At 69.5% G+C, this 24756-nt stretch carries 26 protein-coding genes; 11 read left to right on the forward strand and 15 right to left on the reverse strand.

Going from position 1 to position 24756, the window contains the following annotated elements; translation table 11 throughout:
• Window positions 1-471 precede the first annotated feature (471 nt).
• Window positions 472-1629, forward strand: a complete 1158-nt coding sequence (locus tag ACIBVN_RS18465; RefSeq protein WP_397137762.1) for a WD40 repeat domain-containing protein — start codon at window positions 472-474, stop codon at window positions 1627-1629.
• Between the two features lie 881 nt (window positions 1630-2510).
• Window positions 2511-2828 (forward strand): hypothetical protein, encoded by a 318-nt coding sequence (locus tag ACIBVN_RS18470; RefSeq protein WP_397137764.1) that lies wholly within the window; start codon window positions 2511-2513, stop codon window positions 2826-2828.
• A 158-nt stretch (window positions 2829-2986) separates the two neighbouring features.
• On the opposite strand, the gene ACIBVN_RS18475 is transcribed toward ACIBVN_RS18470, so the two are convergent.
• Window positions 2987-3391: a hypothetical protein gene (locus ACIBVN_RS18475; protein ID WP_397137766.1), complete on the reverse strand. Its 405-nt coding sequence runs from the start codon at window positions 3389-3391 to the stop codon at window positions 2987-2989.
• 244 nt (window positions 3392-3635) lie between these two features.
• On the opposite strand from ACIBVN_RS18475, the gene ACIBVN_RS18480 reads away from it, so the two are divergent.
• Window positions 3636-4838, forward strand: a complete 1203-nt coding sequence (locus tag ACIBVN_RS18480; protein WP_397137768.1) for an NAD(P)/FAD-dependent oxidoreductase — start codon at window positions 3636-3638, stop codon at window positions 4836-4838.
• A gap of 226 nt (window positions 4839-5064) precedes the next feature.
• Entirely contained in the window at window positions 5065-5961 is an 897-nt protein-coding gene (locus ACIBVN_RS18485) for an RNA polymerase sigma-70 factor (RefSeq protein WP_397137770.1), read from the forward strand.
• A gap of 202 nt (window positions 5962-6163) precedes the next feature.
• Here the strand turns inward: ACIBVN_RS18485 and ACIBVN_RS18490 are convergent, their stop codons facing one another.
• Entirely contained in the window at window positions 6164-6559 is a 396-nt protein-coding gene (locus ACIBVN_RS18490; protein WP_397137852.1) for a RidA family protein, read from the reverse strand.
• Window positions 6560-6694: 135 nt separating this feature from the next.
• On the opposite strand from ACIBVN_RS18490, the gene ACIBVN_RS18495 reads away from it, so the two are divergent.
• Window positions 6695-7669, forward strand: a complete 975-nt coding sequence (locus ACIBVN_RS18495) for a helix-turn-helix transcriptional regulator (protein WP_397137772.1) — start codon at window positions 6695-6697, stop codon at window positions 7667-7669.
• A gap of 149 nt (window positions 7670-7818) precedes the next feature.
• On the opposite strand, the gene ACIBVN_RS18500 is transcribed toward ACIBVN_RS18495, so the two are convergent.
• The 4 genes from ACIBVN_RS18500 to ACIBVN_RS18515 all read right to left on the reverse strand — a co-directional run bounded on the left by ACIBVN_RS18500 (window position 7819) and on the right by ACIBVN_RS18515 (window position 11044).
• A complete protein-coding gene (locus ACIBVN_RS18500) occupies window positions 7819-9003 on the reverse strand; it encodes a cytochrome P450 (protein WP_397137774.1) in 1185 nt (394 codons plus the stop codon).
• 44 nt (window positions 9004-9047) lie between these two features.
• Entirely contained in the window at window positions 9048-9632 is a 585-nt protein-coding gene (locus ACIBVN_RS18505) for an isochorismatase family protein (RefSeq protein ID WP_397137776.1), read from the reverse strand.
• Window positions 9633-9773: 141 nt separating this feature from the next.
• Window positions 9774-10532: an SDR family oxidoreductase gene (locus ACIBVN_RS18510; RefSeq protein WP_397137778.1), complete on the reverse strand. Its 759-nt coding sequence runs from the start codon at window positions 10530-10532 to the stop codon at window positions 9774-9776.
• A gap of 14 nt (window positions 10533-10546) precedes the next feature.
• On the reverse strand, window positions 10547-11044 hold the full coding sequence (locus ACIBVN_RS18515) for a carboxymuconolactone decarboxylase family protein (RefSeq protein WP_397137780.1): 498 nt from the start codon (window positions 11042-11044) through the stop codon (window positions 10547-10549).
• A gap of 206 nt (window positions 11045-11250) precedes the next feature.
• Between ACIBVN_RS18515 and ACIBVN_RS18520 the strand changes: the two genes are divergently transcribed.
• On the forward strand, window positions 11251-12189 hold the full coding sequence (locus tag ACIBVN_RS18520; protein WP_397137782.1) for an RNA polymerase sigma-70 factor: 939 nt from the start codon (window positions 11251-11253) through the stop codon (window positions 12187-12189).
• A gap of 7 nt (window positions 12190-12196) precedes the next feature.
• Here ACIBVN_RS18520 and ACIBVN_RS18525 read toward each other — a convergent pair whose 3' ends face one another.
• Window positions 12197-12676, reverse strand: coding sequence for a MarR family winged helix-turn-helix transcriptional regulator (locus ACIBVN_RS18525; protein ID WP_397137854.1), 480 nt, complete (start codon window positions 12674-12676; stop codon window positions 12197-12199).
• A 60-nt stretch (window positions 12677-12736) separates the two neighbouring features.
• Between ACIBVN_RS18525 and ACIBVN_RS18530 the strand changes: the two genes are divergently transcribed.
• The 3 genes from ACIBVN_RS18530 to ACIBVN_RS18540 all read left to right on the forward strand — a co-directional run bounded on the left by ACIBVN_RS18530 (window position 12737) and on the right by ACIBVN_RS18540 (window position 15059).
• Window positions 12737-13564, forward strand: a complete 828-nt coding sequence (locus ACIBVN_RS18530; RefSeq protein ID WP_397137784.1) for an SDR family oxidoreductase — start codon at window positions 12737-12739, stop codon at window positions 13562-13564.
• Between the two features lie 252 nt (window positions 13565-13816).
• Entirely contained in the window at window positions 13817-14539 is a 723-nt protein-coding gene (locus ACIBVN_RS18535) for an SDR family NAD(P)-dependent oxidoreductase (RefSeq protein ID WP_397137786.1), read from the forward strand.
• The gene (locus ACIBVN_RS18540) at window positions 14529-15059 is read left to right on the forward strand and encodes a MarR family winged helix-turn-helix transcriptional regulator (protein WP_397137788.1); all 531 of its coding nucleotides are present in this window, start codon (window positions 14529-14531) and stop codon (window positions 15057-15059) included. Before ACIBVN_RS18535 ends, ACIBVN_RS18540 begins: the two co-directional genes overlap by 11 nt.
• A 92-nt stretch (window positions 15060-15151) precedes the next feature.
• Here the strand turns inward: ACIBVN_RS18540 and ACIBVN_RS18545 are convergent, their stop codons facing one another.
• Together ACIBVN_RS18545 and ACIBVN_RS18550 are read right to left on the reverse strand one after the other, a co-directional pair.
• A complete protein-coding gene (locus tag ACIBVN_RS18545; protein ID WP_397137790.1) occupies window positions 15152-16768 on the reverse strand; it encodes a carboxylesterase/lipase family protein in 1617 nt (538 codons plus the stop codon).
• Window positions 16765-16998 (reverse strand): hypothetical protein, encoded by a 234-nt coding sequence (locus tag ACIBVN_RS18550; protein WP_397137792.1) that lies wholly within the window; start codon window positions 16996-16998, stop codon window positions 16765-16767. The genes ACIBVN_RS18545 and ACIBVN_RS18550 overlap by 4 nt, the downstream gene beginning before the upstream one ends.
• Before the next feature lie 95 nt (window positions 16999-17093).
• Here ACIBVN_RS18550 and ACIBVN_RS18555 point away from each other — a divergent pair, with 95 nt between their 5' ends.
• Complete coding sequence (locus tag ACIBVN_RS18555) at window positions 17094-17690, forward strand: TetR/AcrR family transcriptional regulator (RefSeq protein ID WP_397137794.1); 597 nt, start codon at window positions 17094-17096, stop codon at window positions 17688-17690.
• Here ACIBVN_RS18555 and ACIBVN_RS18560 read toward each other — a convergent pair.
• The 3 genes from ACIBVN_RS18560 to ACIBVN_RS18570 form a co-directional block, all read right to left on the reverse strand.
• Window positions 17683-17970, reverse strand: a complete 288-nt coding sequence (locus tag ACIBVN_RS18560) for a hypothetical protein (RefSeq protein WP_397137796.1) — start codon at window positions 17968-17970, stop codon at window positions 17683-17685. The genes ACIBVN_RS18555 and ACIBVN_RS18560 overlap by 8 nt on opposite strands.
• A 72-nt stretch (window positions 17971-18042) precedes the next feature.
• Window positions 18043-19608, reverse strand: coding sequence for a carboxylesterase/lipase family protein (locus ACIBVN_RS18565; RefSeq protein WP_397137798.1), 1566 nt, complete (start codon window positions 19606-19608; stop codon window positions 18043-18045).
• Entirely contained in the window at window positions 19605-19826 is a 222-nt protein-coding gene (locus ACIBVN_RS18570; protein ID WP_397137800.1) for a hypothetical protein, read from the reverse strand. The genes ACIBVN_RS18565 and ACIBVN_RS18570 overlap by 4 nt, the downstream gene beginning before the upstream one ends.
• A gap of 132 nt (window positions 19827-19958) precedes the next feature.
• On the opposite strand from ACIBVN_RS18570, the gene ACIBVN_RS18575 reads away from it, so the two are divergent.
• Window positions 19959-20570 carry a TetR/AcrR family transcriptional regulator gene (locus ACIBVN_RS18575; RefSeq protein ID WP_397137802.1) on the forward strand — a complete coding sequence of 204 codons (612 nt, stop codon included), beginning with the start codon at window positions 19959-19961 and terminating at the stop codon, window positions 20568-20570.
• 14 nt (window positions 20571-20584) lie between these two features.
• Here ACIBVN_RS18575 and ACIBVN_RS18580 read toward each other — a convergent pair whose 3' ends face one another.
• The 3 genes from ACIBVN_RS18580 to ACIBVN_RS18590 all read right to left on the reverse strand — a co-directional run bounded on the left by ACIBVN_RS18580 (window position 20585) and on the right by ACIBVN_RS18590 (window position 24623).
• The gene (locus tag ACIBVN_RS18580) at window positions 20585-20824 is read right to left on the reverse strand and encodes a hypothetical protein (RefSeq protein ID WP_397137804.1); all 240 of its coding nucleotides are present in this window, start codon (window positions 20822-20824) and stop codon (window positions 20585-20587) included.
• A 335-nt stretch (window positions 20825-21159) separates the two neighbouring features.
• Entirely contained in the window at window positions 21160-22677 is a 1518-nt protein-coding gene (locus ACIBVN_RS18585) for an ABC transporter substrate-binding protein (protein ID WP_397137806.1), read from the reverse strand.
• Window positions 22674-24623, reverse strand: coding sequence for a hypothetical protein (locus tag ACIBVN_RS18590; RefSeq protein WP_397137808.1), 1950 nt, complete (start codon window positions 24621-24623; stop codon window positions 22674-22676). Before ACIBVN_RS18590 ends, ACIBVN_RS18585 begins: the two co-directional genes overlap by 4 nt.
• Between the last annotated feature and the right edge of the window lie 133 nt (window positions 24624-24756).

Raw genomic sequence — 24756 nt, forward strand, 5'->3', positions numbered from 1 at the left:
CGGTCGGCCACGCAGCGACGCTCGGCCTCGGTGGGCCAGGTCGAGCGCCTCGCGGTTGGAGCCGGCGGCCTCGGTGCGGCGGTCGGGGCCGCCTGGATTGCGGCGGCTACGCGAGATCAGCACGACAGCACTGTCCGCTGGCGCCACCTGACCGAGCTTCGACCAGATCCCAGTGCTCTGAGTGGGCATCTGACGCAAGCGTTTTCATGCGCGCAAGGGGTTCCATGGTCGCGGCCACATATTCCGAGTGCGACTTTCCGTAGTTCGCAATTTCTCTGCACTTTGCAAGTCGGCTGCCGTGGGATCATTCGTTCGAGAGCGAAGGCGCGGATGATGTGCAACCGTTGCCTGACCGGCTGGCGGCAGCGGTCCTGGCCGCCTCCATCCGCATGACGCTGTGATTCCTCACAGTTTCTCAACTGATCATGTCCCGTGCTGGTCAAGAAATCCGTCCCATACGATGATCGCTGCATGTCGTCCCGTTCGTCTGCCGCGCTGGCGGGCTTAGCCCTGGCCGTCCTGACCGCCGGATGCGCCGATCCGGTTGCCGACCGGGTGTCGCTCGTCAGCGCGACTCAGCCCCCGGCGTCCCCGCCACTGCCGTCGCTCACGGTGGTCCCGCCGCGGTCCTCGCCCATGGTGTCCTCGGGGCCGGAACTGCACCCGTTCCCGCCGGCGACCTCCTTGGCCGAGCCCATGGCGACCGGAACACCCCTGGCTGCGACCGGTTCGCCGCGGTTCTTCCTCTCCGCTCGCACTCCGCTCGCCCACTTCCCCGGCAAGTCCAAGACCGCTGTCTTCACCCCGGTGCCGCCCGCCGTGCACAACGCCGAGACCGGGTGGTTCATCGCGAACATCCCGCTGCCGCCCGGTGTCGAAAGTTCCTGGCACCTCGTGGCCGCCGCCCGGGACAACCGCACGTTCGCCATCGCCGGCTGGACCGAGCCGAAGAATCCAGCCATTCGCTTCTTCCTGGTACGCCTCGGCGAGGACGGGCGGCCCGGGAAGCCGGTGGCCGTCACGCAGACCGACCCCGACGACCTGACGCTCGTCTACGACCTCGCCCTCAGCGCCGACGGCACCCGGCTGGCCTACTCCACGCCGCTCATCGGAGGTGGTGCCAAGATCTCCGTGCTCGACGTCGCCACCGGCCGGCGCCGGGACTGGAAGACGTTGACGCACTCGATGGTGCGCGGCCTGTCCTGGGCCCCGGACGGCCGCTCGCTCGCCTATGTGCTGGGCCGGGCCATCGCCTTGCTCGACCTCGCCCGGCTGGGCACCGATCCGGAAGGTGCCGCGTCCCGGATCATCGAGAACGCCACGGGCGCCATGCCGTTCGAGTCGTTGGCCCACACCCCTGACGGCAGCGCGCTGATCTACGCGTCTGGGCACACCGTCGAACGTGTCCCCCTGGTGGGCGGGCCGGCGCAGGTCCTGGCCCGGCCGGAGCTGCCGCCCGACGCTTCGCTGAGCCTTCGCTTCAGCGTCGACGGGACCGGCGAACACCTCTTGTACGTGCATAAGTGGCGCGCCTACCGGGTCGCTCTCGACGACGGCGCGGTCACCTCGGTGCCGATCACGGTCGACGAGCGTCCGGGTGAGGGCGACTCGCCGCGCGCAGCCTGGTGATCGGGGGCTAAAGCGGCCGCCGGCTCCGCGAGCTCAGCGCGGTGCCGCATCGATCACAAATCACGTCTCCGTTCCGGATGTGCGCATGCCTGGCATTCCGCGGTCGGTCGGGGCGACTCTCGCGAGTCGTCAGGCCTGACCCGTTTCTGGCGCAGGAAGGTGAGGCTGAGGTCGATGCCTTCGATCTCGCCGAGCCGGCCCTCGGCCTCGGCTCGGTGTGGGGTGAAGCCAGCGGTCTGGAAGTCTGGGTGGTGCTCGGCCAGTTCGGCGGAGAATGACCAGGACGGTGGTGGGCGAGATGACGCGGCGGACGGTGCCGAGCTGGCGTTGGAACAAGAATGGCGTCGGTTCGCTCATGCGTCGTTCGTGCTGGTCGTAGCGTTGGATGAGCGGTATGGCTTGGCCGCCTTCGGTGTGTCTGCGGATGACGGCGGCGATGACGGAGAACAGTCCCATCTCGTGCAGGACTGGCCAGGCCAGGCGTTCACCGGCCGGAGTTCCAGGCCTCGCCGTCCACCACGAGGAACGGCAGCTGCACGGCCTCTCTGGCAACGACCGCCCCGCTGAGGGCACCGTTGCCCGGCCCTCCTCCAACGCGTGCCGCATGTGTTCGATCACGCCTCACCCTCTCAATTCTTCTTCGGTGGGTTCGCGGTACTCGGCCACGGGGCGGACGGCTCGGCGGCATAGTCGAGGACCTGCGGCGGGACCCGGCATGGTCGGCACCCCGCATCCCGCCTTGATCGGTGCTGCCAGGACGACTAGCCTGATCGCCGTGCTGCCGGAAGGCGGGGGACCGAGGCGATGGCGTCACGCGGGAAGAGCCCCGGCCACGACGAGTTGCTCGACCACGCCGCCATGGAGTTTGGGACTGACTGACGATGAGCGCGGAAGAGGATTTCAAGCAGGTCGGCGCCGAGCTGGCCGACCTGGGTGTACGGATCTCCAGGATGATGGGGAGTCCCGCGCTCAAAGATCAGGCGGGGAAGGTGTTCGCGAGCCTGCAGCGCGACGGCGCGATGGTGTTCCGGTTGGTCAGGGACACCCCCGAACATGCAGCCGCGCTCCAGCTGGCCGGGGCGTCCCTGTTCGACCCGTCGGGGCAGGGCAGGGCGATAAAGGACTGGGTGGTCGTGCCACACTCTTGGGCCGAGAAATGGACGGATCTGGCCGAGGTCGCCCTCAGCCGCCCGCGCTAGGCCACTTCGACGGTGTGGCGGTGAGTGCCCGAGTCGGATAGGACGCGGAGCACGGCGTAAGCCCAGTCGCCGAGGGTGTAGTTCCAGATGGGTCCGCTGGAGGGGAAGCCTTTGCGGATCAGACACGCGTCCTCGAGGTCACGGCGGAAGAGATCGCGCTAAGGCTCGACGTGGACGCGCGGAATGGCTTCGAGCGGGTGTCGCCCGGCGGTCCGGTGACGGTGTGGCGGTCGACGGTCACGCCGGGCGGCAGAATCGCCCCGGCGCCGGCGCGGGGGCTGGATCCCAGGTGATGGGGATGTCGTCGGTGGGTGGCTTGCCGTTGATCTCGAACAGCTCCAGATCCCCGGGTCGAGGGTGCAGGAGGCCACGAACTCGGCGTCCGGGTCGTCGCCGTCCAGATGGAGGGCATCGCCGCCGGTGATTGCGGTGGCGAGCCGTGTCCTGGCGTCCCGGTCGTTGGTCGCGGCGATGTGGAGGGACGCGCGGATCGTGGCGAAGTAGCCGTACTCGGCGGTGGGAGCGGACGCCGCAGGGGTCGCGGGGGAGGGTTCGGTGGGCATGCGCTCCCCAAGAGGCGACGGGGCGAGAACCGGCCCTCCTTCGGGTGGAAGGGGGCGGGCCGGGACGGGGCCGCTGCCGCGAGGCTCCCCGGGCCCTGCCCGACCTCGTCAGGGCCGCGTGACGCCACTCGCGGCGGAAGGGGCGGCGTTTTCCGCGTCCGATGTGCGCTATGTCTCATCCGCGGGCCGTTACGCCGGATGCGCGGCTGGTGTCTCAATGCCGAGTCCAAAACACGAGGGAGACATGATGAACGGGAACGTCGAGGTGGTCGTGGTCGGCGGCGGGTACGGGGGCGTGATGGCGGCCAATCGCCTGGCTCGGCACGATGGCGTGTCGGTGACCCTGGTCAATCGACGTCCCAACTTCGTCGAGCGGATCCGCCTGCACCAGCTCGTGACGGGTTCCGATGACGCGGTCGAGGGCTTCGGCGAGGTTCTGGGCGGGAACGTCCGGCTGGTGGTCGACGCCGCGACCCGGATCGACGCTGCCGAGCGCCGGGTGTCGCTGGCGGGCGGTGGCACGCTCTCCTACGACTACCTCATCTACGCGGTGGGCAGCGGCGCCGCCGATCCCGGCGTGCCTGGAGCAGCAGAGTTCGCTTACTCGGTGTCGGACCTCGAGAGGGCGGAACGACTGCGGTCGGCGCTGGCCGCGACGCCCGTGACGGCTCCGGTGACCGTGGTCGGAGCCGGCCCGACCGGCATAGAGACCGCCGCCGAGCTCGCGGAACAGGGCCGCAACGTCACCCTGGTCTGCGGCAACGTGCTCGGCCCCTACCTGCATGCCCGGGGCCGCCGCCCGGTCGCCCGCCGGCTCGCCGAGCTGGGTGTGACCGTCCTCGAAGGACCCCGCGCGCGGGTGACGGAAGTGACACGCGACGCCGTACAGCTCGACGACGGCCGCCGGCTGCCTAGCGCGGTGACGATCTGGACCGCGGGATTCCGTGTCCCGGACCTGGCCGCCCGCAGCGGGCTGCGTACCGACGCCGAAGGCCGCCTGCTCACCGACGCGACGCTGACCAGCGTGGACGACGTGCGCATCGTCGCTGCCGGGGACGCGGCGGCGATGACGGACCGGCCGTTCCGGATGAGCTGCCAGGCCGCCGTGCAACTGGGCGCGGGGGCCGCCGCCACGATCCTGCGCCGGATCGCGGGGAAAGCACCCGCTCCCGTCCGGTTGATGTTCGCCGGGCAGTGCATCAGCCTCGGCCGAAACGAGGGCGTCACGCAGTTCTCCTACCTGGACGACAGGGTGAACGCGCTCCACATCAGCGGGCGGGTCGGTGCCAGGGTCAAGGAGTTCGCCTGCCGGTTTCCCCTCAATATGTTGGTGTCCGGGGCACGCAAGGCCAGTTCCCGCGCGTCCCGCGGCGACAGCAGCGACCGCCTCGAAACGCCTCAGCCGGAACACCGCACCACGCCGTCCAACACCCGAGGCGCGGCCTGACCGCCAAGTCCCCTCCTTCGGCCGGACCGACCGGTCCGGCCCAAGAAGGACCGAGCCGGAGTGACGAGCACACAACGCCTCGGCCTCGTACGCCGTGGCCGTGCGCCGGGGAGCCAGTCCCACCAGCCCGCCCGCTGCTGCCGACATCCCCGTCTTCGGACCGGGTACATTTCCACGACCTGCTTCCGGCATGTGGGGCCGACCGCGAAAGAGTGAAGCGCACGACATGAACGACCACGCCACCGACCCCGCGACCGAGGCCTTCGTCGCCCACCGCGACCTGCTGTTCACCGTCGCCTACGAGATGCTCGGATCGGCGGCGGACGCCGAGGACGTCCTCCAGGAGGCCTGGCTGCGGTGGGTCAAGGTCGACCTGGCGCAGGTGCAGGACCAGCGCGCCTACCTGGTACGGATCACGACCCGGCAAGCACTCAACCGGCTACGCACCCTGAAACGGCGCAAGGAAGACTACGTCGGCCCCTGGCTGCCCGAGCCCCTGCTCACCGCGCCGGACGTGGCCGAGGACGTCGAACTGGCCGAGAACCTGTCGCTGGCACTCATGTTCATCCTCGAGACGCTCTCACCGACCGAACGCGCCGTCTTCGTGCTGCACGAGGTCTTCGACATCGGTTACGACGACATCGCGGCCGCGATCGGCAGGAGCCCCGCCGCCGCACGCCAGCTCGCCTACCGCGCCCGCCAGCACGTCGACGCCCGCCGGCCACGCACACCGGCTTCCCCGGAAGAAGCCCGGGCAGCGTTGAATTCGTTCCAGACCGCGCTCGTGACCGGGGACCTGCAGGGGCTGCTCAACCTACTCGCCCCGGACGTCGTCTTCGTCAGCGACGGCGGCGGCCTCAAGCTGGCGGCCCTGCGGCCGGTCGTCGGCGCCGACAAGGTGCTCAGTTACATGGCCGGCAGTGTCGCCAAGGCCGGCGGCACCTTCACCAGTGAGCCCACGACGGTCAACGGCAATCCCGGACTCATCCTGCGCCTGGACGGCGTGATCGACGGCGTGCTGGCCCTCCGGGTGGAGAACGCCCGCGTCACTGGGCTCTACTACGTCCGCAACCCCGAAAAGCTCACCCGCGTTGAGTCCGAAACGCCCCTCACCTCCCGCTGACCGTCCCCCCCGCGACACGGCCGACCGAGGCGCACGGTAGCGCAGGCGACACGGAACAAGCCGCTGACCGCCGCTGAGAAACAACCGAACCGGCTGGTCAGCTGGGAACGCGCGGCGAACGAGCACGGCTTCGCCGACCTGAAGTTTGCTGGCGACCCTGAAGCGCGTCCGCGGCAGCCCTCCCGGAGGCGGCGAGGTCGCATCACGCGACGGCGGTCCCCTCAAGCTCGACCATCAGGTCGGGGATCGCCAGCCGTGTCACCCCGAGCATCGTGGTGGACGGCGCCACCCCGGCGGCGCCCAACCGCGACGCCAGCACGCCGTAGTGCTCGAAGAGCCGATCGACGTCGGTGGTGTAGACGTTGAGCCGGACGAGGTTCGCCAGGGACATGCCGGCCTCGCCGAGCACGGCCTCCAGGTTGTCGAGGCTCAGCGCCAGCTGCGCCGCCATGTCGCCGGCATGCTGGGGCTTGCCTTCGCCGCTCATCGCGGTCTGCCCGGCGCAGTACAGGGTCCGGGTGTGCCCGGAGACGATCTCACCCTGGTTGTAGCCCAGCTCCACCGACCACGCCCACGGGTTGACCGCCGTTCGCTCCATTGCCACATCAGCTCCATTCGATTGTCGACATTACGGACGCCATCGGCTCGGCAGCCGCCAGCTGCGACGTCGCGGTGATGAGCCTCCCAAACAAATCACGACATCCTGTGTCGTGTATTTCGGTAAGGTTCTCGCGTGCGCGCCGACCGGTTGGTCTCGCTGGTGCTGCTGCTGCGGCAGCACGGCCAGCTGTCCGCGACCGCGCTGGCCCGCGAGCTGGAGGTATCCACCCGCACCGTCCTGCGCGACATCGAGGCGCTGTCCGCAGCCGGCGTCCCGGTCTACGCCGAACGCGGCCGGCACGGCGGTTTCGCGTTGTTGCCCGGTTTCCGGACCGAGCTCACCGGACTGAATCCCGACGAGGCCCTTGCCCTGCTGGTCGCCGGATCGCGGCGCGGCGCGCAGGCATTCGGCCTAGGCTCGGCGCTTGCTTCGGCCATGCTGAAGGTGGTTGACGCGCTACCCGAAAGCTATCGGGACACGGCGGCCGGCGCGGCCGAGCGATTGCTCATCGACCCGGAGACCGACCTCCTCTCGCGTCGGCTGGTCGATGAGGAGGTGCCTGACGCCATAGCGGCCGAGGTCCTGCGCGCGGTGTTCGCCGGACACAAGCTGCGCATCCACTACGCGGCTGTGGAGCAGGCCCCGGAGTGGCGTACGGTGGACCCGATCGGCCTGGTCACCGTACGCGACCGGGGCTACTTGCTGGCCACGAGGTCTGGCGCGGACCGCACCTACCGGCTGTCCCGGATCTTGGCCGCCGAGGAACTCGCCGAACCCGCACAGCGACCGGACCGGGTCGACCTGGACCGGGCCTGGCAGGAACGCAGCACGCAGTTTCGGACCGGCGGCGACCAAGTCACCGTGCTGGTACGGGTGCACCCGGCGCGGCGGGAGGACCTGGTGGGCACCGCGCTGGCCGTCCTCGCCGAGGAATCCGACGCAGACGGCTGGCTGCGGCTGGAGGTGACCTTCCAAGATCCGAGACACGCCGAATGGGCGCTGTGGCAGCTCAGCACGAACGCGGAAGCCCTGACCCCGCAGTGGTTGCGCAACTCCCTGCGCGACCGCGCCGCCGCGATCGCCACCCGTTACGGAGCGTCATCCTGAAAGTTGTCGCCTTCTGGCGGGCCGCCGACGACGCGATTCAGACCACGTGAGCCGGATCGGGAGAAGTGCCGAGCCGGCCCCTTCCCTGGCAGGCTTCAATGACGATCTCCTCCTGGTGCGGGCGGTGTCAGCGCTCAGCGCCCACCCGCTCACCAGGTCACCCGCAACGTGCGCAAGCCGTACACGATGCTGGAGACCCGGAAGTCCACCTGCTCGTACGGGTCGGCCAGGGCGAGGTCGGGGAAGCGCCGTAGCAGGGCGGGGATGGCGATGCGCATCTCCATCCGTGCCAGCGGCGCTCCGAGGCAGTGGTGCACACCGTGGCCGAAGGCGACATGGCCGGCGGCTCCCCGGGTGATGTCGAGTGTCTCGGGACTGTCGACGAAGGCAGGGTCGCGGTTGGCGGCAGAAAACGAGCAGAGCACGAGCGAGCCCGCGGGGATGGCATGCCTGGCGATCTCCACATCCGTCGTGGTCGTGCGCGGCGGCAGCGACTGCACGATGGACAGCCAGCGCAGCAGTTCCTCGATGGCGGGCTCGACCTGGGCCGGGTCGTCGCGGATCATGGCCAGTTGGTCGGGGTGTCGCAGCAGGGCCAGGGTGCCCAGGGCGAGCATGTTCGAGGTGGTCTCGTGCCCGGCCAGCAGCAGCAGTTGCGCGATGCCGATGAGCTCGTCGGAGTTGAGGTCGTCGCCGTGCTCGCGTATCAGCATGCCGAGCATGTCCTCGCCCGGGTCGGTCTGGGCGCGGGCGACCAGGCCGGCCATGTAGGCACGGTCCTCGCGTTGCGCCGCGACGCGCTGCTCCATCGGCAAGGAGGTGTCCAGCAGGCGAGTGGCACGGTCCTGGAAGGCGGCGCGGTCGGCGTACGGCACGCCCAGCAGCTCGCAGATCACCAGCGACGGCACCGGCAACGCGAAGTGCGCCACCAGATCAGCCGGCTTGCCGGCCTCCTCCAGATCGTCCAGCGCCGCCTGCACGATCTCGGTGATCCGCGGCTCGAGCCTGCGCATCCGGCGCACCGTGAACTCCGGGGTGAGCATCCGGCGCAACCGTGTGTGCTCCGGCGGGTCGAACCCGATCAGCTGCCCGGCCTGCATCTTGGCCAGCTCGTCGGCGTCCATCTGCCCGGATCCCGGGAACGGCGTCAGGGCACTGCTGAACCGGGCCGGATCCGACAGCACCCGCCGAACGTCCGCATAGCGGCAGACCAGGTACGCGGGCGGGCCGAACGGCGTCTCGACCCGCACCACACCCTCGCCGTCGCGGGCCCGGGCCAGCTCCTCGACCGGGTCGAACCCGTTCCGCCGCATGTGCAGTGGCAATTCCGGCATTTGCGTCATCATCTGTCCATCCATCCTGTGATCGTGTGAGGTCGTCAGGCGCGGGTCTTGGCCAGGAGGTCGATGATCTCGGCGGTGGTAGCGCTCTCGCCGAGGAGCGGGAAGATCCGTTCAATGCTGTTGCGATGCGCCTCCGCGTCCAGATCGGCCATGGCGTCCGTCACCAGCGTGACGTTGTAGCCGTGTTCGTAGGCGGCGCGAGCGGTGGACTCCACGCCGATGCTGGTGGCGATCCCGGCCAGCACGACCTGTGTGACGCCGCGGCGGCGCAGCTGCAGGTCGAGATCGGTGCCGTAGAAGGCGCCCCAGGTGCGCTTGGTCACGGTGATGTCGCCGTGGTGGCCGGCCAGGTCATCGACGATGACGTCCCAGCCCGCGGGCAGGGGGCCAGGCGGGCGCGGAATCTCGGTGCGTCCCGGAGCGGCATCCGATCCGTCCGCGCGGGCCGTGACCCGAACCAGGACAACCGGAGCACTGTGGTCGCGAAAGGCGTCAGCCAGTTCGACCGCACGGGCCACCACCTCAGCACCGGTGATGGGGGTTGCGGGGCGGCCGACGACGGCGTTCTGCAGGTCGATGAGGACGAGTGCGGTTGTTGTGTCGATCGTGGTGACGGGCAAGAGTGAGCCCCTTTCCGGGATGCGGTGATGAGTCCAGGTCCCCGAACGCCGCTGGCGAGCGAGGTTCGGAGGAAGCCTTGTTCTCGGAGCTCAGCGCCGTGGAGCTCCGAGAACAAGGTCAGGCCGTGCCACACGGCCGGCTCAGGATTGGGTGTCGAGCCACTCCTGGAAGGTCGGGCCGGCGAGCTTGGCGTGCGGGCTGGGCAGGAACGCGCCCTCGGCGGCAAGCTCGGCATCGGGCATGCCCGAGCCGTCAACGCCGACGACCTTGATGCCGCGGCGGGCGCCGAGGAGTGCGGCTGCCTCCGCCAAGGTCTCCTTGCGGGGTCCGGCGATCTCGGGGATCGGCGTTCCTGGAGTGGGCTCGCCAGGATCGAGGGCCAGGCCGACCAGTTCCTCGGCCACGGTGCGGCAGGCTACGAGCTGGGCGGGCAGGGCCGGGATATAGGCGACGTCGCCCTGCTGCCAGTCCAGAAGCTGACCGACGAACTCGTGGAACTGCGCGGCCCGCAGAATGCGGACAGGGAGCGGGCCGGACAGGAGGAGTTCCTCGTGCACCTTCTTGGCCGCGAGGAAACCGGCGGTGGCCTTGTCGACGCCGACGATGGAGGCCACGGCGATCTGCACGACTTTGGCCTGCTGACCGTACTCGTGCAGATTGCGGGCCGACGTGCGGAAGAACTCCGTCGCCGCCTCCTGCTCGGAGGCGTGCCACGAGGCGACGTCGATGATGACGTCCACCTCGGTGAGCGCCTCGGCCAGGCCCTCACCGGTGATGATGTCCACGCCGGTGGCTCGCGACATCGGCACGACCTGGTGCCCCCGTTCGGTGAGGACGTCGACGACATGGCGTCCCAGCCGCCCGGTCGCTCCTGCCACCGCGAACTTGGTGATGCTCATGCTTTGTGCCTTTCTTACTCGCTGTAGTTCTGGCCGGGGGGCATGCCGGGGATCGGCTTGGCGATGAGCGCGGCGGGGGTGAAGAAGCCGATGTGGGCGATCGCCATGATGAGCGTCCAGAGCGCCTTGTCGTCGTAGTGCGCGGACGCCTTGGCGTACAGCTCGTCGGGGACTCGTTCACCGGACGGGTTGGGGGACAGGACTGCCTCCACGAGCTCCAGCGCGACCCGTTCGGCGTCGGTGAAGTAGGTGGCGTCCCGCCAGGTCGCCACGGCGGTGATGCGCTCCTCTGATTCCCCTGCCCGGCGGAGGTTGCCGGTTTCCCTGATGGTGAAGTACGTGCTGCCGAGCAGCTGCCCGGCGCGCAGCTGCAGCAGGTGGACGGTGACCTGCGGAATCGAGCCGTTCTTGATGACCTTGTGCAGGCCTTCGGCGACTGCCGCCATCTCGGGGACGAACGGCAGGGGGTTGGGCATACGCGACCGGAGTCCGGTCGTCGTGGGCGTGGACATGGCGAAGGCTTCCCTTCTCAAACTCAACTCGGGGTGCCGTACGGATCGTTCGTGCGGCGTCCTGACGAACACGAGACGCCGGCCACCCGCCCCCCGTAACAGCACTGTCATGTGACGTGGACCACGGATCGCGGGTGTTACAAAACGGTCGGGAGCGGCGTCTTGTGCGTGTGGTAGAGCTAAGTGCGGACAGGCAGGGGCCAGGCATGAGTGAGCGCAGCGAACGAACGACGGACACACCGGGGCCGCTCGACGGTGCCGAGCGCGGGGACTGCGCTACCGAGGCGTTCGTTGCCCATCGCAACCTGCTGTTCACCGTCGCCTATGAGATGCTCGGCTCGGCCGCCGACGCCGAGGACGTCCTGCAGGAGGCCTGGCTGAGATGGGTGGACGTCGACCGTGACACCGTGCGGGAGGAGCGCGCCTACCTGGTGCAGATCGTCACGCGGCAGGCGCTGGACCGGCTGCGCGCTCTCGGCCGGCGTAAGGAGTCCTACGTCGGACCGTGGTTGCCCGAGCCGTTGCTGACCGCGCCTGATGTGGCCGAGGACGTGGAGTTGGCCGACAGCGTCTCGATGGCGATGCTGCTGGTGCTGGAGACGCTTCAGCCGATTGAGCGGGCGGTGTTCGTGCTGCGCGAGGTGTTCGATCTGGATTACGACGAGATCGCCGAGGCCGTCGACAAGAGCCCGGGCGCGGTCCGTCAGATCGCCTATCGGGCACGGGCACACGTCGCCGCGCGCCGGCCACGCGGCACCGGCTCCCCGGCCGAGCACCGAGCCGCCCTCCAGGCTTTCCAACGAGCGGTCGAAACCGGCGAGCTGCAGAGCCTGCTCGACATCCTCGCGCCGAACGTCGTCGCCCTGAGCGACGGCGGCGGTGTCAAGCATGCCCTGCTGCGGCCCATCGTGGGGGCTGACAACGTTGCCCGCCTGCTGGCCGTCGGCTGGTGGAAGCGCGACGCGGAGAGGTCGGTCGAGCTGGTGCAGATCAACGGCGGCCCGGGGCTGCTCGTCCGGGTCAACGGCGAGATCGACGGCGTGGTGGCGGTGCGAGTGGAGAACGGCTACGTCACCGGGGCCTACCACGTGCGCAATCCCGAGAAGCTGTCGCGCATTGAACAGCAGACCACCGTGAGCCGCTGAGCGGGCGCTACCAGTTCCGCACCTCGTGGGCCCACGCGGTCAGGCCCGCCACGAAGCCCTGCCTGTCCTGGGGTGAGAGGTTGTCCAGGACGCGCAGCAGAGGCGCGGCCCGGAGGGCGACGAACCCCTCGACCATGGCCCGATGGTGAGTGGCCAGTGACACCAGGGTGCGGCGGCGATTGGCCGGATCCTCCCGGCGCTCGACCAGGCCGGCCCGGCTGAGGTCGCCGACGAGCTCGCTTGCGGTCGTCAGCGAGATGCCCATCCTGTCGGCCAGTTCGCTCACGCTGAGTGACGGATCGACCGTCAGCTGGGGAATGACGGCGCCGTGCCTGGCGGTGAGCCGGTGGCTGCGGAAGATCTCGCGCAACTCGTCCGGCATCTCGGCCTGGGCTCGCCGGAAGTAGGCCTCCACCAGGGGCACGAAACCAAGGGCTTCTTTGACCTCCTCCGGTCGTGGCAGTCGAGGGGGTGGGGTGTCATCCATCACGGTCACAGGATACAGTCCCCATATCCAAACAGTTCGGATATCCGTAGTGAGGTGGACATGATCCTGGTGACCGGAGCGACGGGCAACGTCGGCCGTCATGTGGTGAACCTGCTGCTCCAGGCGGGCGAGCAGGTCCGGGCGATCAGCCGCAACCCCGAGCGGGCCGGCCTGCCCGACGGCGTGGAGGTGATCAGAGCCGACATGTCCCAGGCAGAGGACCTGCGTGCCGCGCTCCAGGGAGCGGACCGCGCGTTCCTGCTCCCCGCCGCCGGTCAGGTGCACGGGTTCCTCGACGCTGCCGTGAAAGCCGGCCTCGGGCACGTGGTGTTGCTGTCCGCGCTGGCGGTGACCATGAAGCAGGCGGGGGTGCTCGGCAGCGTCCACGCCGACTACGAGCAGGCCGTAGCCAGGTCAGGGCTGTCGTGGACCTTCCTGCGCCCTGGCGCGTTCATGGCGAACGACCTGCGGTGGGCGCCCGGCGTCAAGAACGGCGGCGTGGTGCGCGCCCCCTTCGCCGAAGCCGCGACCGCGCCGATCGACGAGCGCGACATCGCCGCGGTGGCCGCGCGAACGCTGCTCGACGACGGGCACGCGGGCAAGGCGTACGAGCTGACCGGGCCCGCCTCGCTGACGACGGCCGAGCGGGTACGGATCCTCGGCCAGGTCCTCGGCCGTGACCTGCGCCTCGAGGAGCTGTCCCCCGAGCAGGTCCGTGAGCAGATGATCACGGATACCCCCGCGGTGGTCGTGGACTCGATGCTCACGCTGTTCGCCTCCTTCGTCGGCAGGGCCGCGGAGGTGTCGCCGGTGGTGCGGGAGCTGACTGGCAGCGCTCCGCACAGCTATGCCGACTGGGCGGCCGTGAACGCTGCAGCGTTCCGCTGAGCACGGCGCGGTCGGGATCAACACCCTGCCGGTGGGCTCGTACGGCGAGCCTGTTGCGCTGGCCGGTTCGACGCGCGGCATCTGGCGTGGGTGGGCAACGCTGATGCGCCCGCTCTCGGTCATCGCGTTCACCGTCGTCGACGGCCGGATCGCCGGCACTCGATGCCGCATTCCCCCTGTCCCTCGGTCGGGACACACAATCGGCCCTCTGCTAGGCTGAGTTTAGACCTAAACTCCGAGGAGGGATGAAGTATGACGCGCACGACAGTGGTCACCGGCGGTGGCACCGGCATCGGCAAGGCGGTGGCGGCGCGCTTCGCGGCCGACGGAGACCGAGTCGTGATCATCGGCCGCCGCGCCGACACGCTGGTGACGGCGGCCAAGGAGATCGGCGGCACCGCTCTACCGGGCGACCTGAGTGAGCCGGCGGAGGTCGAGCGCGTGCGCGCCGACCTGGCCGAGCGCTTCGGCACGATCGACGTGCTGGTCAACAACGCGGGCGGCAACGTCGAGATGCACGGCGGTCACGACGGCCTCGCGGAGCGGTGGACGGCCAACTTCCGGGCCAACGTGCTGACGTCGGTGCTGCCGACCGAGGCGTTCCGCGAGCTGCTGAACCCGGCCGGGCGGATCGTGTTCATCAGCTCGATCGCGGCCTTGCGGGGCTCGGGCGGCAGCTCGTACGGCCCGATGAAGGCGGCCCTGCACCCGTACGCGTTCGACCTGGCCGCCGCCCTCGGCCCGCGCGGCATCACGGTGAACGTGGTCGCCCCGGGGTTCATCGAGGACACCGAGTTCTTCGGCGGCACCCTGGACGACGAACGGCGCGCGACGCTCGTCGCGCAGACCCACACCGGCCGCGCCGGCACGCCGCAGGACATCGCCGGCACCGTGCACTGGCTCGCCTCGCCCGACGCCGGGCACGTCACCGCGCAGATCATCCAGGTGAACGGCGGCGCCGAACGTGGCCGCTGAGCCGCCGCGCGATCGCGCCGACGCCATCCAGGACGCCTGGCGGCGCGAGCTGCCGGGCGTCCCGGTGGAGTCGATCGGGGTCATCACCCGGATCTGGTGGGCCGCCAAGGTCTTCGGCGACGAGCGCCGCCGCCTCCTGACGAAGCTGGGCGTGGACGTCGCGACGCTGGATCTGCTGTCCACGCTGCGGCGTTCCGGCCCCCCGTACCGGATGAGCCCGGGGGAGCTGGCCGAGGCGTGCATGGTGACGCGCGGCGCGATCACCCAGCGCGTGGAGCGGGCGGCCAGGGCCGGGCTGGTCGACCGGACCACCGCCGGGTCGGGCTACCACGCGCGCGCGGTCACCCTCACCGACGCGGGCAACGCCCTGCTCGACCGCGTCGTCGCCGACCTGCTCGCGACCGAGGACCGCCTCATCGGCCACCTCACACCCGAACGCCGCGACCAGCTCGCCGACCTGCTGCGCGAACTGCTCGCCGGACTGGACGGCACAAACCTGAAAGGCCAGGTCGGGGAGTGAACCTCACGTTCCACACATGACCTCAGCCCGTCGAATCAGCCGTCAGCAGATTCACCGGCAACGGCACGGGGGCTGAGGGTGAGGAGGTCCCCTCAGCTGCGTGTGGCCCAGAAGCGGCAGTGATGTTGTGCTGCGACGTCTCCGTCGCTTCCGTTCGGGGTCAGGGTGTGGACGTCATTCGCGCTCTTGCTGGTCAGCGGCTTCCAGCGAGGCAGGCTCTGACCGTTCGGGTTGCCCGTGGCGGCGAAGTTGGTCCAGTAGCCGATCATCTGGTCGGCCAGCCGGCGCTGGCCGGATGAGGGGCGGGTGCCGATGGCGGCTCCCGGTCCGTCGAAGAGATAGGACAGTTCCGCGCCGTGGTAGGCGCCCAGGGGGAAGGTGCGGGGGACGGGGAAGCCGGCCGGTCTGGGGGCGTCGCCGTCGGCGAACTCGTACTGATAGACGGGGGTCTTGCGGGCGAGCAGGCGGTTGCCCGCGAGGGTCGGGCAGGTCCAGCCGCGGTCGGTGGCGATGGCCGCCCAGGCCAGGGAAGGCGAGCCGTAGGCGCCGGCCGGATACCTCGCTGATATCCGCTTCGCGTCCCGGCCGAAGGCGGTGCGCAGGAACTGCTGGTAGGTCTCCTGGTCCAGTGGCTGACCTGGACCGTCGAAATACATGGCGACGAAATATCTGGCCTCGTGCGCGGTGGTGCCGACCATGAGCGGCATACGGCGGAAGCGTCCCTCGGCCACCGCCCGGCCCGGTTCCCGCGGCAGTGCGTCCGTTCCGTAGGAGGGCGCCCAGATGGCGGGAACCTTCTGCTGCGCGGCGAGCAGGCGTGAGGTGGGCACCCGGCGCAGGCAGGGCATCGTCTGCGCTGCGTCTGTGCACCCGACTCGCTCGGCGACAGCTGCGGCGATCCGCTCACCGGCCTCCCGGGAAGGCCAGATCGTGTCTCCTCCGGCGGGGTCGATGCCCATCTGACGCATCGAGCAACTGCCGCTCTGGATGATCGCCTTGTCGAACAAGCCCGTTGCTGCGGGGGAGGTCAGCTGCGCGCAGGTGCTGAAAGCACCGGCGGACTCGCCGAACAGAGTGACGTTGCGCGGGTCACCGCCGAAGGCCGCGGCGTTGTGCCGTACCCAGCGCAACGCGGCCTGCTGGTCGAGCAGGCCGAACGCGCCCGAGCCGGCCAGCCCGGGGTGGCCGAGGAAGCCGAAGACGCCCAGCCGGTAGTTCACGCTCACGACGACCGCGCCCGCGCGGGCCAGCCGCCGGGCGTCGTAGTCGCCGCCGGACCCCTGGGTGAAGCCGCCGCCGTGCAGCCAGACCATGACCGGCAGCCGTCTGGTGGACGCGGTCCGGGGAGCGGTGACGTTCAGGTAGAGGCAGTCCTCAGCGGTGCTGGCCGGGTTGGCGTCGGCGGGGTTGGCGTTCTGAGGGCAGCGCGGGGCCGTGCGAGTGCCGTCCTTGACGTCTTTCCACGCTCGGGCGGGCTGCGGCGGCTGCCAGCGCAGGGCCCCGGTTGGTGGTGCCGCATAGGGAATGGCCTCGAACCGCTGAAGGTCCCCGTCGACGTAGTCGCCGGCCACCGCCCCGGACGACGTGTACGCGACGGGCCGGCGCGGGCTCGAGGCCGGGACGGCGGGAACCCCGCAAGCCGCGACGACGGACAGGCCGGCCACCGCTCCCATGACAAGCCGCACGCGCGCCACGTCCCTGAGCCTCATCGGCGCACCGTCCGGTACAGGGCCAAGAGCAGGAACACGGCCCCGACGGCCCCGATGGCCAGATCGGCCCAGCTCGGGAAGCCGGCCGCGCGCAGGATGCCGGCGATCCCGAAACTGGTGCCCCATTGCGATTCGGTGATCGCCGATCCGAATCCCTGGATCGTGAAGAGGGCGCCGAGCAGCCACATCGCCTTCTCGGCTGTGCTGGTCGGTGTCTTGAGGCGGCTCATGCCAGTCCTTCCATCGTTCCGATGCGTGCGCATCAAATAAACCGGAAACGCTGATATGATGCAACTGCATCGGATCCTGGTAAGGAGGGAGCTCCATGCCCAAGCAGGTCGACTACGAGGCGCGGCGCCGTCACATCGCCGAAGCGGTCTGCGACCTGATCGACCGGCACGGCCCCGAAAGCGCGACCCTGCGCGACGTGGCACGGCAGGCCGGAGTTTCCATGGGAGCCGTGCAGCGCTGCTTCGCCACCAAGGACGAGATGCTCGTGTTCGCCCTGCGCCACATCACCGAGCGCGTCACCGAGAAGGGCAGGGCGGAGATCGAGGCCTCCGCCGCACCGGAGTCAGCGGTGACCCTGCTCACCGCCACCCTGCGCACGCTCACCCTGGTCGAGGCGGACCAGCAACGCGACGCCAGAATCTTGGCGGCGTTCACCGCCCACGCAACGACCAACCCGCCACTGGCGGAGATCCTGCGCGAGGCCCACGCCAAGACGCGCGACCTGCTGGCCTGGCTGGTCCGCTACGGTCAGCAGACCGAGGAGTTCCGCGGCGATCTCGACGCCGACCTGGCGGCCGAAACGCTTTTGCCACTGGTCGAGGGGCTGACCACGCTCGCCCTGGTCGGACATCGGCCCACCGTGCCCGTCCACGACACGCTGACTCGGTTTGTCGCCGCCTTGCTCACGTGAACCGTCCAGGTCGAGCCTGGATGACACCGTCGACCAGCACCTGCCCGGCCTGGTCCACGGCAACGGCCACGTGCCCGCCCGGACCATGGGCAGGCTCGGCGCATTCCGCCTCGTGGTGGGCGAGAAGGGCGCGGCAGCGGTGCAGTACGGCATCCGCCCCCGGATGGCGAGCGGCCGTCGCCCAGGACTCGAAACGGGCGAGCGGTTGCGCGGCGCGGTCGGGCAGGCCCAGCCGTACGGCGGACTGGCAACGCGCTTGTGCCTTTGGAGGTTCCCGCACGGGACGATCGGAGATCGTTAAGGGGTCGGGAACCCTTCGTCTCGCTGAGGTGTCTCGGTTGAGACGCAGCCGTCAGAACCAGATACCGCAGTGATGGGCGACCTTGATGTCGATCGGTCGCACCGCTTCCGGCGCGAGGTTGAGTGCGCTGTCGGCGGCGTCGAGACGGGGCCAGGCCGTGTTGCCCGGCCCGTTGGGGTCGCCGGTGCGGATGAACCGCGTCCAGTAGCCGACGAGCCGGTCGGCCAGGCGTCGCTGGCCGGCGGTGAGCCTTGGGGCGTCGGGGAAGTCGAACAGGTAGAAGGTCTCGGCTCCGTGCGCGGTGGCGGGGCGGACGTGGGCGGGTAGGGGCTGTCCGCTGGGAGTGGGCGCGGACGGGTCGGTGAAGACGTAGGCGTAGGTGGGTGCCTTCCTGGCGTGCTCGCGGCCGGACTTCCACGAGGGGCAGATCCAGCCGCTGTCGCTGAACACGCGGCTGGCTGCCGCGGCGGGGGAGGGGAACCGTCGTGCCGGGTAGTGTCGTTCGACACGTGGTGCGGCCGCTCCGAAGGCGGTTTTGAGCATGGCAGGATACTGGCGGGCGGTGATGCCGTGCGGGTGAACGGTCAGGACGAACTCGACGTGCTCGTCGCGGGTGTTGCCTTGCAGCAGCGGTATGGCGGCCTGCCTGCCTGCGGCGAAGACCTTGGCCGGCTCTTGCGGGACGAGGCTGGTGCCGTAGGCGAGCATCGGGAACCGGGCGGTGTACGGCAGCAGCTCACCGGCGCTCTTGCGGCGTAGACAGGCGACGTCGGCGCAGGCCAACTGCTCGGCCAGGGCCTGCCCGGCGCCCTGGATCGTCTCGATCGGATGCCAGGAGGAGATCGCCGGCATGCCCGTGCCCAACGCTCCGGCCGGGTGGCTGGTGCGGCACGATCCGCTCTGGACGATCGCCCGGTGGAACAGGCCCCGGGCGGCCGGTGAGGTCATGAGGGTGCAGGTGCTCATCGCGCCGGCGGAGGCTCCGGCGAGGGTGACCTTGCCGGGATCGCCGCCGAACGCGGAGATGTTGGCACGAACCCAGCGCAGCGCCGCCACCTGGTCCTGCAGGCCGAAGTTGCCGGCCTCGCCGAGCTCGGGGTGGGCGAAGAAGCCGAACACGCCGAGCCGGTAGTTGACCGTCACCACCACGATGTCTCCGGCTGCGACCAGCCGGGCCGGGTCGTAGATCGACCCGGCGCCGGTGATGAAACCGCCGCCGGGCATCCAGACCATGACCGGCCGTCCCGCGCCGGGCCGGGCGGGCGTGCTCACCTCCACGGTCAGGCAGTCTTCGCTCTGCGGGGTGCCCTTGGGCATGTCAGGCGCCTGCTGCTGCATGCACGCCGGTCCCGCCTTCGTCGCGTCACGGATGCCGGACCAGGAACTCGGCGGCTGGGGTGGCTGCCAGCGCCGCTCCCCGGTCGGCGGGGCGGCGTACGGGATGCCGCGGAAACGACGCACCTCGTGCTGAGCCGTTCCCCGGACCTTGCCCGACGCCGTCATGACCACCGGGCCGGAGACTTCGCCGGCGCGGGCCGGGGTGCCGCCCGCCACGAGCATCGATGCGCTTGCCAGCAGGGCGAGGGCCGCGGCCGTCGCCGGTGTGCGGCCGGTCATTGCCCGCGCCCGCTCTGCTTGACCTTCTTGCCGGCCCAGCCGGCCAGCACAGCTCCGACGATCGTGGCCGCCGCGTAACACGGCAGCCACACCGCGAATCCGCCGGGCAACCAGGCGAGCAGCCCGGCGTTGCCGTGGTCGGCCAGTAGCCGGATGGCGCCTTGTGCTCCCAGAACCAGTAGCAGCATGCCAATGATCTGCACGGTGACGTGCTTCATGTGTGCTTTGTCTCCCATCGCCCGAAGGGCGTGACGGCAGGCGCGAACGCGCCCTCCACGGTTTGTGGTGCGATCGAACCATAACACTGGTCTTGGTACGATCGCACCACAAACGTCGCGAGGATGGATGGCATGCCGAGACAGGTGGACCACGACCAGCGCCGCCGTCAGATCGCAGAAGCGGTTTGGCGCCTGGCCATCCGAGGCGGCCTGGAAGATGTGACCCTGAGACAGGTCGCTGCCGAGGCCGGGGTCTCCGCCCGGCTGCTGCAGTACTACTTCGGCACCCGCGACCAGTTGCTGCTGGGCGCGCTGGAGATCCTCAACGACGACGCCGAGCAACGAGCCCGCGAACGCCTCGCGACGCTCGGCGAAGCGCCCGGCATGCACGCGCTCGTGCGGGGAGTGCTGCTCGAGCTGCTCCCGCTGGATGAGGAACGACGCAACCGGCACCTGGTGTACGCCGCCTACTTCGTCCCCTTCCTGACCGATCCCGTCCTGGTCAAGGTCGCCCGGGACGCGCCGCATGCGATGGAGAACCTCGTCGCCGGTCTGATCGCGCAAGGTCAGGAGCTCGGCGAGGTGCCTCACGACCTCGACGCCGCGGCCGAGGCGGCATTCCTGGTGGCAGGCGCCGACGGGATCCAGACCACTGTCCTGCTCGGAAAGCGGACCCCCGAAGAAGCCGTGGCCTTGATCGATCATCAGCTTGTCCGCATCTTCGCAGTGACAACCCGTGGCTGACACATGCCCTCAGCTCAAGCGCTGTCCGCTGCCACGTGCGTGCGGCTTCCGAAGCCGAGCCGTTCGTAGAGTGCGATCGCGGCGGTTTTCGTCTCGGCCACGTGCGGGAAGGGACGTTCTTCAGCCGGTTGATCGCCCGTTCGACGACGTTGCGTGCTTTTGTAGCGTTCGGCGTCGAAGCCGGTGGGCTGCCCCCGCTTGAGCCTCCTTGGTGGCGGCTCGTGTTTCGAGTTCGGTTGCCGACTGCTGGTCACGTCACGCGTCCACCGAACCCCGCAGTCCCACGCAGATCCTGTCATGACGCGATGCGCTGCGTGGCGCCACGCAGCCTGGTGGGAGGTCCGGCAGCGGTGCTCAGGATGGAGCGGTTGAGCGCTTTCTCCAGGGTTCGCACGGTGGCCGGATCGAGGTCGCCGACGTCGCCTCGCCGCGCGAGCTACGTCGCGTGCGCGTGGTCGCGGGTATGACGACGCCACGCAGCGCCGTCCCCGGGCGCGTCATCGGCCAACGGCTGCGCCGGTGCACGACATCATCGTCGGTCTGGGCAGCTCCGTGATCGGCACGCTGGCACCAGCCACCCTGGCTCGCGTCAGGGCGGTGTCAGGCCGACCTGGCGGTGGCACGGATGCTCCTTTGACTGACGTGGGTCGGACAGCACGTCAGGTGGGCCGCCCTGGCGGAACTGCAGGACGGGAAGCTGCAGCCTCAGCCGGTTTCCGGTCGCGGAGTCGAACATGACGGGCCCGCTCGCCCCGGACACCGCCGTGTTGGGCTGGGCGAACAGGGGGAGAAACCCGGCCACGTCGCCGGGGGTGACGGGGTCCTTCCCCGAGCCACCGGCTGCCCGCCGCACCGCCTGCGCGGCGGTGAGCACCGCGTCGTGCGCCATGATCCCCCAACCCGTGGCGAGATGCTCCTTGTCGAACCCCAGGTCTCGATACGCTTCCAGGAGCCGCTGGTACGACTGGTTGTCCGTACAGTCAAGTAGCAACGGCTCGACCAAGGGTGCGTATATCAGTGATATCGCGTCGAAGGTGCTCGCCGGGAACTGCTCGGCTTTCAGCCGCACCGCGTCTGAGCCGGTGACTATCTTGACCTGCCCCAGGCATTTACCGCTCTCACCCAGCGAACTGACGAAGGCACGCAGATCGCTCCCTCGTCCAGCATAGAAAATCATGTCGGGCGGGCGCGCACAGAGATTGCTCATGATGATTTGCCACTGATTACCCGGCGGGTCGCTGAACGGATAATCGACGTTGCCGCCGGCCTCCCACTGTTTCTTCAGGTGTTGCTTGAATGCGGCCGCGAGCGAGTCAGCATAGAAGTCGCCGGGTTTGGCGGAATGAATGAGGGCCGCGGTTCGCCACCTCTTCCCGCCGGCGGCGGACTCGGCCGAGTCGCCGACGTGCTCGGCCAGCAGCCTGACCTGTTCGCTCACCCGCGGGTTCACCCGGACGAAGCCGCGCACCTTGGTGCTGTCGATGGCGTCGGAGGTGACGGCGTCACCGACCATGGCCAGGTTCTTCGTGGCCAGCAGCTTCAGAGACTCGAGGGTCGAGCTGGTGCTGCGCCCCAGTCCGGCCACCGCGACCAGCCGGTCGCCTGAGTCGACCATGGCGAGCAGGTCTTCGGTCGTCTCTCGCCAGTTGCTCTCGCTGCTGTCCGTGTTCGCCAGCACCAGTTTGATCGGCGGAGTCTCTCCCACGACCTGGCCGTGGTTGGCCCGGCGCTGGGCCGCTACGGCGCCCTCGAGCTGGTGCGCCACCCGTGGGTCCGGCTGGGTCAGCGGGCCGAGGAAGGCGATGGTCACGTAGGTGCCGGGCCCGCCCTTTGTGGCGAACGCGTTCTCCCCGGCCATCGCCTGTACGATCTTGTTGAAGCGCTGCTCGAACGCGTACCCGGCGCTGACGCCGACGCATTCCTCCTGCGCCTGTTCGCCTTCGCCGACAGACACGCGCCGGACGTCATAGGGATCGCAGTAGAGCCTGTTCCGTACGGCCAGGCCAGCCGGGATCGCGACGGCCGCGAGCACCAGCAGGACGCCGATGACGGTGATCAGCCGCCTGGTCAACCGGCCGAGAGTCTGCCACCAATGGCGCAGCTTCATGATTCGCCTCCCGCAGGAATGGTCAGATCCGGGGCCTGGTGCCAGTCGCGCAGCCGTTCCGGCCAGGTCCGGCGCGCGTCGTCGAAGACGGTTTGCGCCCGGTCCCTCCGGCGCCCTGCCAGGAGGAGGAGCTGCAGCTCGATGCTGCGGATGCGCCCTTCGTCGGGCACCGACAGCGGCGCGGACTGCCGCCACAGCTCCCGTATGAGCACCTCGATGGCGTGATGCACATCCTCGCCGGTGCCCGGGCAGCCGGGGCACGGCTTGTCGGGTTCGGGCTGGCCGGTCACCCCCGCGGGCGGGTGCGGAGCGGCGCAGATGAGGTTCACGGCCTCGAGCCAGGAGCCGGCGTCCAGCTGGTCGAAGAGCTGGTGCAGACCCCGGATGACGGTCGCCGAATCGCCGAGGGCGAGCGTGTGGTGCAGACATTGGACCTTGCCGGCCGACTTGTCGAACCCCTCTCGGGCGTAGAAGCGGCGCAGCTCGTCATGCAGCGCGATCCAGGTCTCGTTATCGGTGCGGGCGCGCAGTTCGTGGACAAGCAGGGTGCGCAGGGCTCGGTGCCGGACGAAGGGTCCGTTCAGGCCGGGCCAGCACGGTTGTGACCAGAAGTTGTCGCGCAGGTGTTCCTTGGCCTCCTTCACGGGCAGTCCGTCGGCGTCTTCGTGCGAGATACGGCTGCTGAGATGCTCGGCGGCGGGCTCGTCCAGGGCGGCCGCGTAGAAGATCAGGCGCCGCAGGGCGCGGCTGTCCGGCAGCAGCTGTTCGAGCAGGCGCGCGCCCATGGTGGGCGAGCGGCCCTCTGAGAGTCGAACGTCGAGCAGTTCCTCCAGCTTGAGCCCGCCGTCCGTGGCCGAGGCGTGCGCCGCCGCACGGACGAGCGCGTCGGCGATCCGGGCATTTCCTCCGCTGACCCGTGCGATCAGCTTGGCCAAGGCGCCATCTCGTGGAAAGCCCCGCTCCATGTCCTGAACGTCGTTGAATGTCAGTGGGGCGAGATTGAGCTGGACGAGCCAGTTCTGAGGCGTCGGATTTGGCGGTTCCTGCCACGTCAAAGAAGGCAGTGTTGAGCCTATGTATGGATGGTCGCCGGCGTCTCGGAGCGAGGCGGCGAGCACGACGATCCGCGCTGGCCGGTCCTTCTTGGCGGCCGCGTTCTGGGCATGCAGCATCAGGTCGACAAAGGCACTGCCCAACGCGGTGTGCGCGTTGTCGAGCAGCATCAGGGGGTGGGGCGCCTGGTTCCGGTCGCGCCACCATCCGTAATAGGCGGCCGCGTCCTCCAGCAGCGCCGCCGCCAGATGCCCTTCGGCCTCGGTTCGGTGGTCGCCGCGGGCGCGGAAGTTCATCGCCAGCGAGCACAGCTGGTCCAGCCCGTCGCCGCCGGCCCTGACCTCCCGCTGCTCCCACCAGTTCAGGGCGTCCCGGCGGACGCCACGCGTGAACAACGCCTCCCCGACGATCTCGACGAGTGCTTTGACCACGTCGTCCAGCGGGGCTGGGATGCCCACGCCTCCGACGACGGAGGCGGCCACCTTCGTCAGCAGTTGCGCCGCGGAATCCGGCTCCCTTTTGGGGAGGCTGACAGTTTCCTGCAGCCGGGCCCTGGCCGCTGCGAGCTCCGCGGGGGAGGTCGTCTTCCAGGCGGTGACGGCCAGCAGTCCGTGCAGCAGCCGGGGGAATTCCATCGGCTTGCTGAAGCCTTTGATCTTCACTCCCAGTTCGTGCGCCAGGAGATAGAGCAGGTCCGTGACGGGGGAGGCGTTCGGAACGCGTTCCAGCGTGTAGGCGCCAAGCCCCGGTTTGCCGAAGTCGGTCTGGCCCAGATCGGCGTAGACCAGGGGCAGGCGCTGACTGTAACCGGCTTCCAGGTGCTTCAGGACCGCGGTCTTCCCGGCCCCTCGCTCACCGGCGATCTCGATGTACGGCGCGCGCCGAAGGTACATGAACGGAGTGCGCCTGCCGTCGAATTGGAGGCCGACCAGTCTGGGCACAAGCTCGTCGATAAGGCCATTCCGCCCATGGATTTTCTCCATGCGTCCCCATCCACCGATGCGAATCGCCACCACTCCTGGTGCA

The organism is Nonomuraea sp. NPDC049400, assembly GCF_044466425.1.
Classification (GTDB): Bacteria; Actinomycetota; Actinomycetes; order Streptosporangiales; family Streptosporangiaceae; genus Nonomuraea.

Coding starts and splice junctions, on each gene's coding strand:
- ACIBVN_RS18465 (WP_397137762.1), top strand. CDS start 472: ATGTCGTCCCGTTCGTCTGCCGCGCTGGCGGGCTTAGCCCTGGCCGTC.
- ACIBVN_RS18470 (WP_397137764.1), top strand. CDS start 2,511: ATGAGCGCGGAAGAGGATTTCAAGCAGGTCGGCGCCGAGCTGGCCGAC.
- ACIBVN_RS18475 (WP_397137766.1), bottom strand. CDS start 3,391: ATGCCCACCGAACCCTCCCCCGCGACCCCTGCGGCGTCCGCTCCCACC.
- ACIBVN_RS18480 (WP_397137768.1), top strand. CDS start 3,636: ATGATGAACGGGAACGTCGAGGTGGTCGTGGTCGGCGGCGGGTACGGG.
- ACIBVN_RS18485 (WP_397137770.1), top strand. CDS start 5,065: ATGAACGACCACGCCACCGACCCCGCGACCGAGGCCTTCGTCGCCCAC.
- ACIBVN_RS18490 (WP_397137852.1), bottom strand. CDS start 6,559: ATGGAGCGAACGGCGGTCAACCCGTGGGCGTGGTCGGTGGAGCTGGGC.
- ACIBVN_RS18500 (WP_397137774.1), bottom strand. CDS start 9,003: ATGCCGGAATTGCCACTGCACATGCGGCGGAACGGGTTCGACCCGGTC.
- ACIBVN_RS18510 (WP_397137778.1), bottom strand. CDS start 10,532: ATGAGCATCACCAAGTTCGCGGTGGCAGGAGCGACCGGGCGGCTGGGA.
- ACIBVN_RS18515 (WP_397137780.1), bottom strand. CDS start 11,044: ATGTCCACGCCCACGACGACCGGACTCCGGTCGCGTATGCCCAACCCC.
- ACIBVN_RS18520 (WP_397137782.1), top strand. CDS start 11,251: ATGAGTGAGCGCAGCGAACGAACGACGGACACACCGGGGCCGCTCGAC.
- ACIBVN_RS18525 (WP_397137854.1), bottom strand. CDS start 12,676: ATGGATGACACCCCACCCCCTCGACTGCCACGACCGGAGGAGGTCAAA.
- ACIBVN_RS18530 (WP_397137784.1), top strand. CDS start 12,737: ATGATCCTGGTGACCGGAGCGACGGGCAACGTCGGCCGTCATGTGGTG.
- ACIBVN_RS18535 (WP_397137786.1), top strand. CDS start 13,817: ATGACGCGCACGACAGTGGTCACCGGCGGTGGCACCGGCATCGGCAAG.
- ACIBVN_RS18545 (WP_397137790.1), bottom strand. CDS start 16,768: ATGAGGCTCAGGGACGTGGCGCGCGTGCGGCTTGTCATGGGAGCGGTG.
- ACIBVN_RS18550 (WP_397137792.1), bottom strand. CDS start 16,998: ATGAGCCGCCTCAAGACACCGACCAGCACAGCCGAGAAGGCGATGTGG.
- ACIBVN_RS18555 (WP_397137794.1), top strand. CDS start 17,094: ATGCCCAAGCAGGTCGACTACGAGGCGCGGCGCCGTCACATCGCCGAA.
- ACIBVN_RS18565 (WP_397137798.1), bottom strand. CDS start 19,608: ATGACCGGCCGCACACCGGCGACGGCCGCGGCCCTCGCCCTGCTGGCA.
- ACIBVN_RS18570 (WP_397137800.1), bottom strand. CDS start 19,826: ATGAAGCACGTCACCGTGCAGATCATTGGCATGCTGCTACTGGTTCTG.
- ACIBVN_RS18575 (WP_397137802.1), top strand. CDS start 19,959: ATGCCGAGACAGGTGGACCACGACCAGCGCCGCCGTCAGATCGCAGAA.
- ACIBVN_RS18585 (WP_397137806.1), bottom strand. CDS start 22,677: ATGAAGCTGCGCCATTGGTGGCAGACTCTCGGCCGGTTGACCAGGCGG.
- ACIBVN_RS18590 (WP_397137808.1), bottom strand. CDS start 24,623: ATGTACCTTCGGCGCGCGCCGTACATCGAGATCGCCGGTGAGCGAGGG.